Here is a 14,356-nt window from a genome sequence, read left to right on the forward strand (position 1 = left end):
ACACCGCCTCCGACGCCCCGGAGACCCCCGACCCCACCGAAGCCACCACCCCCCGCCCCAAACGCCCAGGCCTACGCACCTGGAGCAGCCGTCTAGGCCTCCGGCGTCGTATGCACGCCTGGCGCGAGAGGCACCCCGTCGCCGCGCTCACGTTCTCCTGGGTCGTCACCTTCCTCGCTGCCGTGCTCGTCTACATCTGCCTCGAAATGCCCAACACGCTGGGCCAGTTGAGGCTCATGGAGTTCGCGCGGCTGCCCGCCGAGGCGATCATGGCGGCCGTCATTCTGCTGAGTCTGCCGCGGCGGGCTCGGGTCATCGTGGCCGCGGGGTTCGGCGCGCTCGTCGGGGCCATCGCCGTGCTGAACATGTTCGACATGGGGTTCAACGAATACCTGGGCCGGCACTTCAACATCATCCTGGACTGGAGCCTGTTCGGGGATGCCCGCGGGTATCTGAAGGACACCTTCGGCGGGACGGCCACCCAGATCATCACGGTCGCCCTCATCGCCCTCATCGTCGCGCTGATCGTCCTCGTCGCGCTGGCGATGGTCCGGCTCAGCAACGTCCTGGTGACCTACAAGGCCATCGCGACCAAGGGCACCCTGATCGCCGGCACGGTGTGGATCACCCTCACCGCGTTCGCGCTGGAGTTCCACGGCATCCCGCTCGCCGCCGACCACACCGCGGGCGTCATCAAGTACCAGGTGCGCGCGATGCAGGAAACCCTGCGCGACGAGGCCGAGTTCAAGAAGGTCGCGAAGGTCGACGCGTTCGGCAACACCCCCGGCAGCCAGCTCGTCCCGGACCTGCGCGGCAAGGACATGATCTTCACCTTCATCGAGAGCTACGGCCGGAGCGCAATCGAGGACCCGATCATGGCGCCGGGTGTCGACGACACCCTCGCCGCCGACACCAAGGCCCTCTCGAAGGCGGGCTTCGCCGCGAAGAGCGGCTGGCTGACCTCGGCGACCTACGGCGGCAGCAGCTGGCTCGGCCACTCCACCACCATGTCCGGCCTGTGGGTCAGCAATCAGCAGCGCTACCGCACGGTGATGGCCAGCGACCACCTCAGCCTCACCGACGCCTTCAAGAAGACCGGCGACTACGACACCGTCGGCGTGATGCCGGGTATCCAGAAGGGCTGGCCGGAGCAGAGCTTCTACGGCCTCGACAAGGTCTACAACGCCTTCCAACTCGGCTACAAGGGACCGAAGTTCAGCTGGTCGACGATGCCGGACCAGTACGCGCTGGAGCAGTTCCAGAAGCAGGTGCACAGCAAGCCGCGCGCCGACGGCAAGTCGCTGATGTCGATGATCATCCTGACCTCCAGCCACCAGCCGTGGGCGCCGATCCCGAAGCTCGTCCCGTGGGACCAGCTGGGCAACGGTTCGATCTTCGACTCGATCGAGAAGGCCGGCAACAAGGCGTCCAGCGTCATCGCCGACACCACCAAGTCCCGCCAGGAGTACGGCAAGTCGATCCAGTACTCGGTGAACTCCCTCACCCAGTGGCTGGAGCGCTACGGCAACGACAACACCGTGCTCGTCTTCCTCGGCGACCACCAGCCGATCGCCCGCGTCAGCGGCAACCACGCCAGCCGTGACGTCCCGATCTCGATCGTCGCCAAGGACCCCAAGATCCTTGAGAAGATCGACAGTTGGAACTGGTCCGACGGTCTGCGCCCCGCCCACAACGCCCCGGTGTGGAAGATGAGCGACTTCCGCGACAAGTTCCTGACGGCGTACGGCTCGACGCCCCACCCGAAGAAGAGCTGACCGGCCGCCCAACTGACCAGCCGTCCAAGGGAGTTCAGCCGCCGGACGTGTCCAGTTCCGCGTCCTCGCTGATCCCCGCGCAGTCGTACGGGTCCTTCAGCCAACCGTCCGGCAACACCACCCTGTTGTTGCCGGACGTACGGCCGCGGGGCCCGTCCGCGCCCACCGGCCACGGCTGGTCGAGGTCCAACTCGTCCAGCCCGGCCCGGAGTTCCTCCAGCGACGACGTGATCGCGAGCCGCTTGCGCATCTCGCTGCCGACCGCGAAGCCCTTCAGGTACCAGGCGACGTGCTTACGGAAGTCGATGACGCCCCGCGCCTCGTCCCCGATCCACTCCCCCAACAGCGTCGCGTGCCGCACCATGACATCGGCGACCTCGCGCAACGACGGCTCCAGGACGTCTTGTTGACGCCCCTCGAAAGCGGCCACGAGATCCGCGAACAGCCACGGCCGGCCAAGACACCCGCGCCCGACCACCACCCCATCGCACCCGGTCTCCCGCACCATCCGCAGCGCGTCCTGCGCCGACCAGATGTCACCGTTGCCGAGCACGGGGATCTCCGGCACATGCTCCTTCAGACGCGCGATCGCGTCCCAGTCCGCCGTACCGCCGTAGTGCTGGGCGGCCGTGCGGCCGTGCAGCGCGATGGACGTGACGCCCTCCTCGACAGCGATGCGGCCGGCGTCGAGGAACGTGATGTGGTCGTCGTCGATGCCCTTGCGCATCTTCATCGTGACGGGCAGGTCACCGGCCCCGCTGACGGCCTCCTTCAGGATCGCCCGCAGCAGGTTCCGCTTGTACGGCAGCGCGGAGCCGCCGCCCTTGCGGGTGACCTTCGGCACGGGGCAGCCGAAGTTGAGGTCGATGTGGTCGGCGAGCCCCTCCTCCGCGATCATGCGGACGGCCTTGCCGACGGTCGCCGGGTCGACGCCGTACAGCTGGATCGAACGCGGCTTCTCGGTCGCGTCGAAACGGATCAGCTGCATGGTCTTGTCGTTGCGCTCGACCAGCGCCCGCGTCGTGATCATCTCGCTCACGAACAGGCCCTTGCCGCCGCTGAACTCCCTGCACAGGGTGCGGAAGGGCGCGTTCGTGATCCCGGCCATGGGAGCCAGGACGACGGGCGGCGAGACGGTGTGCGGACCGATCTGCAACGGCGTCACAGCCGGGGACGCGGACGGCGAGGCAGAGGGGGCGGCAGACAGGGACACGGGCGTGGACATTGCTCCATTGTCCCGTACGACGCCGGGTGCCCGGGTCCGAAGATCGTGTATCGGTAATTAGTTAGCCGCACTATCGAGTTTGGCGTACGATGGTTCGCATGCCCGAGCTCAGCCACCGCCGCCGACAGCTGGTGCTCGCGATCTGCTGCATGAGTCTGCTGATCGTGAGCCTGGACGTGACCATCCTGAACGTCGCCCTGCCCGCGATGCAGACCGATCTGCACGCGTCGACCTCCGGTCTGCAGTGGACGATCGACGCGTACACCCTGGTCCTGGCCTCCCTGCTGATGCTGGCGGGCTCCACGGCCGACCGCATCGGCCGCAAGCGGGTCTTCATCACCGGCCTGGTGGTCTTCAGCCTCGGCTCGCTGCTCTGCTCCCTGGCGCCGAATCTGGACGCGCTGATCTGGTTCCGCATGATCCAGGCGGTCGGCGGTTCGATGCTCAACCCGGTCGCCATGTCGATCATCACCAACACCTTCACCGAGCCGCGTGAGCGGGCCCGGGCGATCGGGGTGTGGGGCGCGGTCGTCGGCATATCGATGGCCGCGGGGCCGCTGATCGGCGGGCTGCTCGTGGACTCCGTCGGCTGGCGCTCGATCTTCTGGATCAACCTGCCGGTGGGGCTGGCCGCGCTGCTGCTCACGCTGAAGTTCATCCCCGAGTCCCGCGCGCCCAAGGCCCGCCGTGCCGACCCGGTCGGTCAGCTCCTGGTGATCGCGCTGTTCGGCTCCCTGACGTACGCGATCATCGAGGCGCCGAGCTCCGGGTTCACCTCGATCCTGCCGTTCGCGGTGCTGGCGCTGGCGGCCCTTGTCGCCCTGCTCTGGTACGAGCCTCGGCGCGATGAGCCGCTCATCGATCTGCGGTTCTTCCGGTCGGCTCCGTTCAGTGGGGCGACGGTGATCGCGATCAGCGCGTTCTCGGCGCTGGGGGGCTTCCTGTTCCTGTCCACGCTGTATCTGCAGAACGTGGTCGGGCTGGACGCGCTGCACGCCGGGCTGTGGATGTTGCCGATGGCAGTGCCTACGTTCCTGTGCGCGCCGATCTCCGGGCGGCTGGTCGGTAGTCATGGGCCGCGAATATCCCTGTTGATCGCGGGGACGGCGATGACGGCGAGTGCGGTGATGTTCGCGGGGTTCGAGGCGGAGACGTCGGGCGTCTCGCGGTTCATCGGGTACGCGTTGTTCGGGATCGGGTTCGGGTTTGTGAACGCGCCGATCACCAACACGGCGGTGTCCGGGATGCCGCGGGCTCAGGCGGGGGTTGCGGCGGCTGTTGCTTCCACGAGTCGGCAGTTGGGGCAGACGTTGGGGGTTGCCGTGGTGGGGGCGGTGTTGGCTTCCGGGGTGTCGGCGTCCTCGTACAAGGACACGTTTGTTTCTGCGGCTCGGCCCGGGTGGTGGATTCTCGTGGTGTGTGGGCTCGCGGTGCTGGTGCTGGGGGCGGTTACCAGTGGGGCTTGGGCTCGGCGGACTGCTGAGCGTACGGCTGAGAAGTTGGCGTCTGTTGAAGTACGCGAAGCGGCTGGGATCAACGCCTAGTTTTGCGGGTGCGGGTCCGCTGTGGCTGGTCGCGCAGTTCCCCGCGCCCCTGGGGTGACTTACCTTGCCTGTGCTAGTGCGTACAGGCGCTCCAGCCGCTCTCTCGACTCGCCGTCCGCCGGCGCATACGTGACCATCCTCGGGCCCCTCGCCGGGCCCAGCCACAGGTCTGTGTGGTCGACGGTGATGCGGCCCACGTGGGTGTTGCGGAACTCCTTGCGGCGGGGGCTGGCGCCCATGACCTCGTGGCGGTCCCAGACCTCGCGGAACTCGGGGGACGTGCGGAGGCGCTTGAGGAGGGTCTTCCAGGTGGGGTCGGCCAGGTGGTCGGCCATCGAGCCGCGGAAGCGGGCGGCCATGAGGCGCTGGGTCTTCTCCAGGTGCACGATCGACGACCGCCACTCCTCGTGCGTGTAGGAGAGGATCATGCAGTTGCGGTCCTCGGGCGGTACCGCGTCCAGGTCGCAGAGCAGCATCCCGTAGGTGCGGTTGTAGGCGAGGATGTCGTACCTGCTGTTCTGGAGGCAGGCCGGGATCGGGTCCAGCTGGTCCAGCATCAGCTTCAGGGCGGGCGTGACGACCGCGCAGGTCGTGGCCGGCTGCGGGTCGATCGCACCGGCCAGCTGGAAGAGGTGGGCGCGTTCGCTGCTGTCCAGGAACAGGGTGCGGGCCAGCGCGTCCAGTACTTGGACCGAGACCTGGATGTCCCTCGCCTGTTCGAGCCACGTGTACCAGGTGACCCCGACCGCGGCGAGCTGCGCGACCTCCTCGCGGCGCAGGCCGGGGGTGCGGCGCCGGGTGCCGCGCGGGAGGCCGACCTGCTCGGGGGCGATGTGCTCACGGCGGTGGCGCAGGAACGCGGCGAGTTCATGGCGCCGGACCGTCGACGCCGTCTGCGAAGCGACCGGCACACCAGCCGTCGGCTCGGTCACCGTTTCCTGTGCCATGGTCGTCATCTCTCCAGTCTGCCGCCGCCCGGAGCCTGTTTCCAGGTAGTCCTGCTACCAGGATAAGGACACTCTGGTACCAGTCTCCCGAGAGGCGCACGCTCGTCTACGTGACCGAAACCATCGCTTCCCGCACCGTGAAATCCCCGGCGGCGGCACCCGTGCTCAGCGGCCTCGGACTGTTCACGGTGCTGCTGGCCGCGGCGCTGCCCCTCATCGACTTCTTCATCGTGAACGTGGCCCTGCCGACCATCGGCAAGGACCTCTCGGCGAGCGAGGCCGTCCTCGAACTCGTCGTCGCCGGCTACGGAGTCTCGTACGCCGTGCTGCTCGTCCTCGGTGGCAGGCTCGGCGACCTGTTCGGGCGCCGGCGGCTGTTCCTGGGCGGGATGGCCGCGTTCGGCGTCACCTCGCTCGCGTGCGGGCTCGCGCCCACCGCGTGGACGCTCGTCGCCGCGCGGATCGCGCAGGGCGCCGCCTCCGCCGCGATGCTCCCGCAGGTTCTCGCCACCATCCAGGCCGCGACCCAGGGCCCGCGCCGCGCCAAGGCCATGGGCCTGTACGGCGCCACCGCCGGCCTCGCCATGGTCGCGGGCCAGATCCTCGGCGGGGTCCTGGTGGCCGCCGACATCGCCGGTACCGGCTGGCGCGCGGTGTTCCTGGTGAACGTGCCGGTCGTCATCGTCGGCCTGGTCCTGGCCGCCAAGGTCGTACCGGAGACGCGTTCGCAGCACCCCGAGCCGGTGGACGTCCCCGGCACCTTCCTGCTCGGCGCGTCCCTGCTGGCGCTGCTCGTGCCGCTGACCGAGGGCCGGGCGGCGGGCTGGCCGCTGTGGACGTGGCTGGCGTTGGCCGCGTTCCCGGGGCTCGCGTCGGCGTTCTACGCGGTGGAGCGCAGGGCGGACCGACAGGGCCGTACGCCGCTGGTGCCGCCGAGTCTGCTGGCGCTGACCTCGCTGCGGCGCGGGCTGGTGATGATCGTGCCGTTCGCGATCGGGTTCAGCGGGTTCATGTTCGTGATCGCGGTGGCGTTGCAGAGTGGGGCTGGTCTCGGCCCGGTCGCGGCGGGCCTCGCGCTCGTCCCGCTGGCGGTGACCTTCTTCCTCGCCTCGCTCGCCGGGCCGCGGCTGGTGAACCGGTACGGCACGCGGGTCGTGACCGCCGGTTCGGTCATCCAGGCGGTGGGCCTCGGGCTGATCGTGCTGGCCGTGTGGCGCTCCTGGCCGCACCTCGGGTTCGTCGAACTGCTCCCCGGCGCGGCCGTCGCCGGAGCCGGTCAGGCGCTCCAACTCCCCATCATCTTCCGGATCATCCTGTCCGAGGTGCCGACCGCCCGTGCCGGTGTGGGCGCCGGCGTCATGGTCACCACCCAGCAGTCCGCACTGGCACTGGGCGTGGCCACGCTCGGCACCCTGTTCCTCTCCCTGGTCCCGGGGATGGGCATGCAAGACGCCCTGGCGACAACGCTGTTGGCGCAGTTGGCCGGGGTCGTGCTCACCGGGCTGCTCAGCCTGCGGCTGCCGCGCACCATCGGCTGACATACCGGACGTCACGCCAGTCGTCACTCCGGATGACATGTTCACAGCTTGGACAACTCGGCGTGAATTGAGCCCTGTTGATGTTGGTCTTGCTGCACACTCCTTGCCGGAGACTCCTGAACGGAGGCGAGGCGCATGTTGCAGATCAATACGAGCAAAGTGAGCCGCTGGGACCAGCACGGGCGGGAACATGTCGTCCGCGTGCAGCGCAAGGGCGCGCAGCGCACGATCGTGTGCGACACCTGCGGCTGGAAGAAGAGCGCGCAGTTCCTGCCCTGGCTGAAGGCGGAGGAGCATCTGGCGGAGGAGCACCAGGCGACGAAGGACCCGTCCGCCGACTGACCGGGGAGCGATGAGTTCGCGAGGCGAGGAGAGTCGTATCCGATACGACTCCCCGGACCGGAAGGCCGACCGATGAGCTCTCTCCACGACACCCTGCGGCGACGCGTCGACGACGGCACCGTGCCGGGGGCGGTGGGCCTGGTGGCCCGCGGCGACGACGTCGAGGTGGCCGCCGTCGGCTCCGTCGACGTCGAAGGCACCGCCCCGATGACCCGCGACGCGATCTTCCGGATCGCCTCGGTCAGCAAGCCGGTCACGGCGGCGGCGGTGCTGGCGCTGGTGGAGGACGGGCGGCTCGCGCTGGACGCGCCGGTGGCGGAGTGGCTGCCGGAGCTGGCGAAGCCGACGGTGGTCCGCACTCCGTCCTCGCCGGTCGAGGACGTGGTCCCGGCGGAGCGTCCGGTCACCGTCGAGGACCTGCTGAGCTTCCGGGCCGGCTGGGGCTTCCCGGACGACTTCTCCCTGCCGGCCGTCCAGGCGCTGCTCGCGTTCCAGCAGGACGGCCGCGCGCCCTACCTCCAGCCCGGACCCGACGAGTGGCTCGCCGCGCTGTCCCGGATCCCGATGGTGCGCCAGCCGGGTGCCGCGTGGCTCTACAACACCTGCTCGGACCTCCAGGGCGTCCTGGTCGCCCGCGCCTCGGGCTCGTCGTTCCCGCACTTCCTGGCGGAGCGGTTCTTCGGGCCGCTGGGCATGACGGACACGGCGTTCACGGTGCCGGAGTCGAAACGGGCCCGGTTCACCACCGCCTACATGCCGGGCGAGAAGGGCACCCTGGAACAGACCGACGCCCCGGACGGCGGCTTCAGCCGCCCGCCCGCCTTCCCCTCGGGCGCGGGCGGCCTGGTCTCGACGGCCGACGACCTGCTGGCCTTCGGCCGCATGCTCGCGAACGCCGGCGCGGCACCGGACGGCGCCCCGGTCCTCTCCCCCACCTCAGTGAGCCGCATGACCACCAACCACCTCACCGCCGCCCAGCGCGACGCCTCGGCCCTCTTCCTGGAGGGCCAGGGCTGGGGCTACGGCGGCCAGGTCGACGTCGCTCCGATCGACCCGTGGAACGTCCCCGGCCGCTACGGCTGGGTCGGCGGCACCGGCACGACGGCCCACGTGATCCCGCCCACCGGCACGGTGACGGTCCTGCTGACCCAGGTGGCGATGACCAACCCGACGCCGACGGCGCTGATGCGGGAGTTCTGGGGGTGCGCGGCAATCGGTTAGGTCGGCGACCGAGCGGAGGGCAACGGACGGACGAGCGGCCCGAGGGCCATACGGCCGACCCGACGACGGCACATGAGCCGGTCCTGGTCCGAACTGCGGGCATCACGCGGGGTGTTGCGTGGCTTCTTCTCCGGCGCTCCCGGTAGCCCGCGCCTCGGCCTCGCGGCCGTGATCGTCGCCGGTGCGCTCGTGGGCTCCGTCGCGAGCCCCGTCGCCGGGACGCCGGTCGGCGGGGCCTTCACCGCACCGTCCCTGGCCGCGCCGACGGCCGGCCACCTCCGCCCCGGCGACATCCGGGGCGCCGAGCCCGGCGCCGGGTGGGCGGATGTGTTCGCGGTCGGCCCGGGGCGGCGGTTCAACCGCGGGGCCGGCTCCGCAGTCCGCGCACCAACAGCTCCACCAGTGCCTCGAACTCCGCGTCCGCGCCCGGCTTCCGCCACTCCCGCGCGTAGGACGGATCGTGGAAGCAGGCGGCGGCCTGGAAGACGGTGCGGGCGGCGACGGCCGGGGCGGGGGTCGTGAAGACGCCGCTCTCGACGCCGGCGCCGATGATCGCGGTGAGCTGGCCGATGAGTTCGTCGAGGTGTTCGTCGACCACGTCGCCCGCCTCCTGGGCGAGAACCATGTACGTGGCGAACATCTCGGGATCGTCGCCCGCCTTGCGCCGCTTGGCGTCGAAGAGGCCCGCCAGCCAGTCGCGGAGGCGGGTCTCGGGGTCGCGGTCCCCGGCCGTGAAGCGGGAGAGGTTCTCCGAAGTGCGGTCCAGCCAGCGCTTGGTGACCGCCGCGCGCAGGTCCGCCTTCGTACGGAAGTGCCGGTAGACGGTGCCATGGCTGACGCCGAGCGCGCGGGCCACGTCCACCACGGTGGCCTTGGCCGGGCCGTGGCGGCGCAGCACCTCCTCGGTCGCTTCGAGGATGCGCTCGGCGGTCAGGGTCTCGCTCGGTGCCATGACGAAGACCGTACCCGCAGGCGGGATCAGTGCTCGCTGTCGAGGTGCTGCATCATCGCCGACGGGTAGCGGTCGCCCACCGCCGAGTCCGCCGGTACGGCCGCCTCGATCGCCGCCAGATCGGCCGCGTCCAGTACGACGTCCAGCGCGCCCAGCGACTCCACGAGCCGCTCCCGGGTGCGCGCGCCGACGAGCGGCACGATGTCCTCGCCCCTCGACAGCACCCAGGCGATGGCGAGTTGGGCGACGGAGACGCCCTTCTGCTCGGCGAGCTTCCGCAACTGCTCGACCAGGGTCAGGTTGTGCTGGAGGTTCTCGCCCTGGAAGCGCGGCGAGTGTGCCCGGAAGTCGGTCGCGCCGAGCTGCCGGTCGGGCGTGAAGTGCCCGGAGATCAGCCCCCGGGACAGCACGCCGTACGCCGTGACGGAGATGCCCAACTCGCGGGTGACCGGCAGGATCCGGTCCTCGATGCCGCGCGTGATCAGCGCGTACTCCAGTTGCACGTCCGCGATCGGCGCGGTGGCCGCGGCCCGGCGGATCGTGTCGGCGCCGACCTCGCTGAGGCCGATGTGCCGGACGTAGCCCTGCTCGACCAGTTCGGCGATCGCGCCGACCGTCTCCTCGATCGGTACGCCGGGGTCGACCCGGGCGATGCGGTACACGTCGATGTGGTCGACGCCGAGGCGCTGGAGGGAGTACGCGGCGAAGTTCTTCACGGCGGCGGGCCTGCCGTCGTAGCCGGACCAGCTGCCGTCCGGGCCGCGCAGGGCCCCGAACTTCACGCTGGTGAGCGCCTGTTCGCGGCGGGCGGCGGGGGCGGTGCGCAGGGCCTCGCCGATCAGCATCTCGTTGTGGCCCATGGCGTAGAAGTCGCCGGTGTCGAGGAGCGTCACGCCCGCTTCGAGGGCCGCGTGGACGGTGGCGATGGACTCGCCGCGGTCCGCGTCGCCGTACAGCGCGGACATGCCCATGCAGCCGAGGCCGAGGGCGGAGACCTGGGGGCCGGTGGTTCCGAGAGTGCGCGTGGGGATCGTCATGCGTTCCACCTTGGCATGACAGCTGACAGATTTCAATATCTGTCATTCCATACTTGTCAGCCTGCCCGGCGCCCGCGCGATCGAGTGGTACAGACCTCTTGACGAAAGGTCTGGACCACGAGCACTGTCATGTCTACGACGCACGACACCTCACCGCACCCCCACCGGGAGGCCTCGCATGCTCCGTCGCCTTGTCACCGCCGCCCTCACCGCGGCCACCCTCCTCGTCCCCCTCTCGATAGCCGCCGCCCCCACGGCATCCGCCGCCGACACCTGCGCCGTGAAGTCCCGCCCGGCCGGCAAGGTCCTCCAGGGCTACTGGGAGAACTGGGACGGCTCCGCCAACGGCGTTCATCCGCCCTTCGGTTGGACCCCGATCACCAACTCCGCGATCGCCGCCCACGGCTACAACGTGATCAACGCGGCCTTCCCGGTGATCCGTTCAGACGGCACTGCCCTCTGGGAGGACGGCATGGACGCGGGCGTGAAGGTGGCCACGCCCGCCGAGATGTGCGCGGCGAAGGCCTCCGGCCAGACGATCCTGATGTCGATCGGCGGCGCGGCCGCGGGCATCGACCTCAGCTCGTCCACGGTGGCCGACAAGTTCGTCTCGACGATCGTGCCGATCCTGAAGAAGTACAACTTCGACGGCATCGACATCGACATCGAGACGGGCCTGGTCGGCAGCGGAAACATCGGCCAACTCTCCACGTCCCAGGCCAACTTGATCCGCATCATCGACGGCATCCTCGCCCAGATGCCGTCCAACTTCGGCCTGACGATGGCCCCGGAGACGGCGTACGTCACCGGCGGCAGCATCACGTACGGCTCGATCTGGGGCGCTTTTCTCCCGATCGTGAAGAAGTACGCGGACAACGGCCGCCTGTGGTGGCTCAACATGCAGTACTACAACGGCAGCATGTACGGCTGCTCCGGCGACTCGTACTCGGCCGGCACGGTCGCGGGCTTCACCGCCCAGACCGACTGCCTCAACAAGGGCCTGGTCGTGCAGGGTACGACGATCAAGGTCCCGTACGACAAGCAAGTCCCGGGCCTGCCCGCCCAGTCGGGCGCGGGCGGCGGCTACATGTCACCGTCCCTGGTCTCCCAGGCGTGGAAGCACTACGGCACGAGCCTCAAGGGCCTGATGACCTGGTCGATCAACTGGGACGGCTCGAAGAACTGGACGTTCGGCGACAACGTGAAGGCGCTGCAGGGCCGTTGAGACCCCACGCGAAAGGCCGGACGGGCATTCTGCCCGTCCGGCCTTTCGTTTAAGGCGAGTTGACCCTAAGCGCCGACGAGACGCCCCGCCAGATAGCCCTCGATCTGGTCGAGAGACACCCGCTCCTGCTTCATCGAGTCGCGCTCGCGCACCGTCACCGCGTTGTCCTCAAGCGTGTCGAAGTCGACCGTCACGCAGTACGGCGTACCGATCTCGTCCTGACGCCGGTAACGACGGCCGATCGCACCCGCGTCGTCGAACTCGATGTTCCAGTTCTGACGCAGCGCGGCGGCAAGGCCCTTGGCCTTCGGGGACAGCTCGGGGTTGCGGGACAGCGGGAGCACCGCGACCTTCACCGGGGCGAGGCGGTGGTCCAGGCGCAGCACCGTCCGCTTCTCCAACTTGCCCTTGGCGTTGGGCGCTTCGTCCTCGACGTACGCGTCGAGCAGGAACGCCAGCATCGCGCGGCCGACACCGGCCGCGGGCTCGATGACGTACGGCGTCCAGCGCTCCTGGGCCTCCTGGTCGAAGAAGAAGAGGTCCTGGCCGGAGGCCTTGGAGTGGGCGTTCAGGTCGTAGTCGGTGCGGTTGGCGACGCCTTCCAGCTCGCCCCACTCGTTGCCGCCGAACTGGAAGCGGTACTCGATGTCAGCGGTGCGCTTGGAGTAGTGGGAGAGCTTCTCCTTGGGGTGGTCGTACCACCGCATGTTCTCCTCGCGCAGGCCCAGGCCGGTGTACCAGTTCCAGCGCTGCTCCATCCAGTACTCCTGCCACTTCTCGTCCTCGCCCGGCTTGACGAAGAACTCCATCTCCATCTGCTCGAACTCGCGGGTCCGGAAGATGAAGTTGCCGGGCGTGATCTCGTTGCGGAAGGACTTGCCCATCTGCGCGATGCCGAACGGCGGCTTCTTGCGCGAAGTGGTCTGCACCTGGCCGAAGTTGGTGAAGATGCCCTGGGCGGTCTCGGGGCGCAGGTAGGCGACGGAGCCGGTGTCCTGCGTCGGGCCCAGGTGGGTGGAGAGCAGGCCGGAGAACTCCTTGGGCTCGGTGAACTGGCCCTTGTTGCCGCAGTTGGGGCAGTTGATGTCGGCGAGGCCCTTCTCCGGGGGACGGCCGTGCTTGGCCTCGTACGCCTCCTCCAGGTGATCCGCGCGGAACCGCTTGTGGCACGCGGTGCACTCGGTCAGCGGGTCCGAGAAAGTGGCGACATGGCCGGAGGCGACCCACACCTCGGGGGCCAGGATCACGGACGAGTCGATACCGACCACGTCCTCGCGCGACGTCACCATGTAGCGCCACCACTGGCGCTTCAGGTTCTCCTTGAGCTCGACACCCAGGGGCCCGTAGTCCCAGGCGGCGCGCTGGCCGCCGTAGATCTCACTACTGGGGAATACGAAGCCACGGCGCTTGCTCAGGCTGACGATGGTGTCGATCTTGTCGGCGGCCACGGTGCTCTCTTCATGACGAATGGACAGGCAGCGAATGCCTCAGGTTACCGGCGCCTCCCGCCCCTGTATCAAATCGGTTCCACACCCAGGGCTTGTTGACAACGGTTTCCATGTCAGTTGAAAATGACTGTCATGAACGTACGACGACGCCACATATCCGGGATCGCCATCGCCGCGGCCACCGCCCTCGGCCTCGGGACCCTCTCCGCCTGCTCCGACACCGCGTCCGCGGCCAACACGGACAAGTTCGACGTCGTCGCGGCGTTCTACCCGCTGCAGTACCTCGCCGAGCAGATCGGCGGCAGCCACGTCCATGTGACCAGCCTGACCAAGCCCGGCCAGGAGCCGCACGACCTGGAGATCAGCGCGCAGCAGACCGCCGCCCTCGGGGAGTCCGACGCGGTGCTCTACCTCAAGAACCTCCAGCCCGCCGTCGACGACGCGGTGAGCCAGTCCGAGGTCAAGACGAAGATCGACGCCGCCTCCCTGACCACGCTGGAGAAGCACGGCAACGAGGTCGGCGGCCACGCGGCCTCGCACGACACCTCGAAGAACGACGAGCTGGCCGGCCTCGACCCGCACATCTGGCTCGACCCGGTGCGCTACGCCCAGGTCGCCGAGGGCGTCGGCAAGGCCTTCGAGAAGGCCGACCCGAAGAACGCGGCCGACTACAAGACCCGCACCGCGGCCCTGGTCAAGAGGCTGGACGCGCTCAACACCGAGTTCAAGACGGGCCTCGCGAACACCAAGACCAAGGTGTTCATCACCACCCACGCCGCCTTCGGTTACCTCGCCGAGCGCTACGGCCTCACCGAGGAGGCCATCAACGGCCTCGACCCCGAGTCGGAGCCGAGTGCCAAGCGCGTCAAGGACCTTGAGAAGATGGCCAAGGCCGACGGCGTCACCACCGTGTTCTACGAGACGCTCGTCAGCGACAAGACCGCGAAGACCATCGCCGCCGACGCGCACCTGAAGACGGACGTCCTCGACCCGATCGAGGGCATCACCAAGAAGTCCCGCGGCACGGACTACTTCTCGGTCCAGCAGGCCAACCTCAAGGCGCTGCAGAAGGCCCTGGGAAGTAAATGACCAGCACGGAGGA

12 protein-coding genes are annotated in these 14,356 nt (G+C 69.1%); 7 read left to right on the top strand and 5 right to left on the bottom strand.

Going from position 1 to position 14,356, the window contains the following annotated elements:
- The first annotated feature begins 110 nt into the window (after positions 1-110).
- On the top strand, positions 111-1,775 hold the full coding sequence (locus ACIBK4_RS42430) for a sulfatase-like hydrolase/transferase (protein ID WP_399004250.1): 1,665 nt from the start codon (positions 111-113) through the stop codon (positions 1,773-1,775).
- 34 nt (positions 1,776-1,809) lie between these two features.
- Here the strand turns inward: ACIBK4_RS42430 and dusB are convergent, their stop codons facing one another.
- Positions 1,810-3,000, bottom strand: coding sequence for a tRNA dihydrouridine synthase DusB (gene dusB / locus ACIBK4_RS42435; protein WP_399004103.1), 1,191 nt, complete (start codon positions 2,998-3,000; stop codon positions 1,810-1,812).
- A 98-nt stretch (positions 3,001-3,098) separates the two neighbouring features.
- On the opposite strand from dusB, the gene ACIBK4_RS42440 reads away from it, so the two are divergent.
- Positions 3,099-4,544, top strand: a complete 1,446-nt coding sequence (locus ACIBK4_RS42440; protein ID WP_399004106.1) for an MFS transporter — start codon at positions 3,099-3,101, stop codon at positions 4,542-4,544.
- A gap of 59 nt (positions 4,545-4,603) precedes the next feature.
- On the opposite strand, the gene ACIBK4_RS42445 is transcribed toward ACIBK4_RS42440, so the two are convergent.
- A complete protein-coding gene (locus ACIBK4_RS42445) occupies positions 4,604-5,500 on the bottom strand; it encodes a helix-turn-helix transcriptional regulator (protein WP_399004108.1) in 897 nt (298 codons plus the stop codon).
- Between the two features lie 101 nt (positions 5,501-5,601).
- Between ACIBK4_RS42445 and ACIBK4_RS42450 the strand changes: the two genes are divergently transcribed.
- The 3 genes from ACIBK4_RS42450 (at position 5,602) to ACIBK4_RS42460 (ending at position 8,592) form a co-directional block, all read left to right on the top strand.
- A complete protein-coding gene (locus ACIBK4_RS42450) occupies positions 5,602-7,029 on the top strand; it encodes an MFS transporter (protein WP_399004110.1) in 1,428 nt (475 codons plus the stop codon).
- A 135-nt stretch (positions 7,030-7,164) separates the two neighbouring features.
- Positions 7,165-7,371, top strand: coding sequence for a hypothetical protein (locus ACIBK4_RS42455; protein WP_399004112.1), 207 nt, complete (start codon positions 7,165-7,167; stop codon positions 7,369-7,371).
- A gap of 72 nt (positions 7,372-7,443) precedes the next feature.
- Entirely contained in the window at positions 7,444-8,592 is a 1,149-nt protein-coding gene (locus tag ACIBK4_RS42460) for a serine hydrolase domain-containing protein (RefSeq protein ID WP_399004114.1), read from the top strand.
- 355 nt (positions 8,593-8,947) lie between these two features.
- On the opposite strand, the gene ACIBK4_RS42465 is transcribed toward ACIBK4_RS42460, so the two are convergent.
- Both ACIBK4_RS42465 and ACIBK4_RS42470 read right to left on the bottom strand, forming a co-directional pair.
- Positions 8,948-9,544, bottom strand: coding sequence for a TetR family transcriptional regulator (locus tag ACIBK4_RS42465; protein ID WP_399004116.1), 597 nt, complete (start codon positions 9,542-9,544; stop codon positions 8,948-8,950).
- A gap of 26 nt (positions 9,545-9,570) precedes the next feature.
- The gene (locus ACIBK4_RS42470) at positions 9,571-10,581 is read right to left on the bottom strand and encodes an aldo/keto reductase (protein ID WP_399004118.1); all 1,011 of its coding nucleotides are present in this window, start codon (positions 10,579-10,581) and stop codon (positions 9,571-9,573) included.
- Between the two features lie 178 nt (positions 10,582-10,759).
- On the opposite strand from ACIBK4_RS42470, the gene ACIBK4_RS42475 reads away from it, so the two are divergent.
- Positions 10,760-11,806 (top strand): chitinase, encoded by a 1,047-nt coding sequence (locus tag ACIBK4_RS42475; RefSeq protein WP_399004120.1) that lies wholly within the window; start codon positions 10,760-10,762, stop codon positions 11,804-11,806.
- Between the two features lie 65 nt (positions 11,807-11,871).
- On the opposite strand, the gene ACIBK4_RS42480 is transcribed toward ACIBK4_RS42475, so the two are convergent.
- Positions 11,872-13,254, bottom strand: coding sequence for a glycine--tRNA ligase (locus tag ACIBK4_RS42480; RefSeq protein WP_399004122.1), 1,383 nt, complete (start codon positions 13,252-13,254; stop codon positions 11,872-11,874).
- 132 nt (positions 13,255-13,386) lie between these two features.
- On the opposite strand from ACIBK4_RS42480, the gene ACIBK4_RS42485 reads away from it, so the two are divergent.
- Entirely contained in the window at positions 13,387-14,343 is a 957-nt protein-coding gene (locus tag ACIBK4_RS42485; RefSeq protein WP_399004124.1) for a metal ABC transporter substrate-binding protein, read from the top strand.
- The last annotated feature ends 13 nt before the right edge of the window (positions 14,344-14,356 follow it).

It is taken from the genome of Streptomyces sp. NPDC050528 (genome assembly GCF_044457795.1).
In the GTDB taxonomy this organism is placed as follows: domain Bacteria; phylum Actinomycetota; class Actinomycetes; order Streptomycetales; family Streptomycetaceae; genus Streptomyces.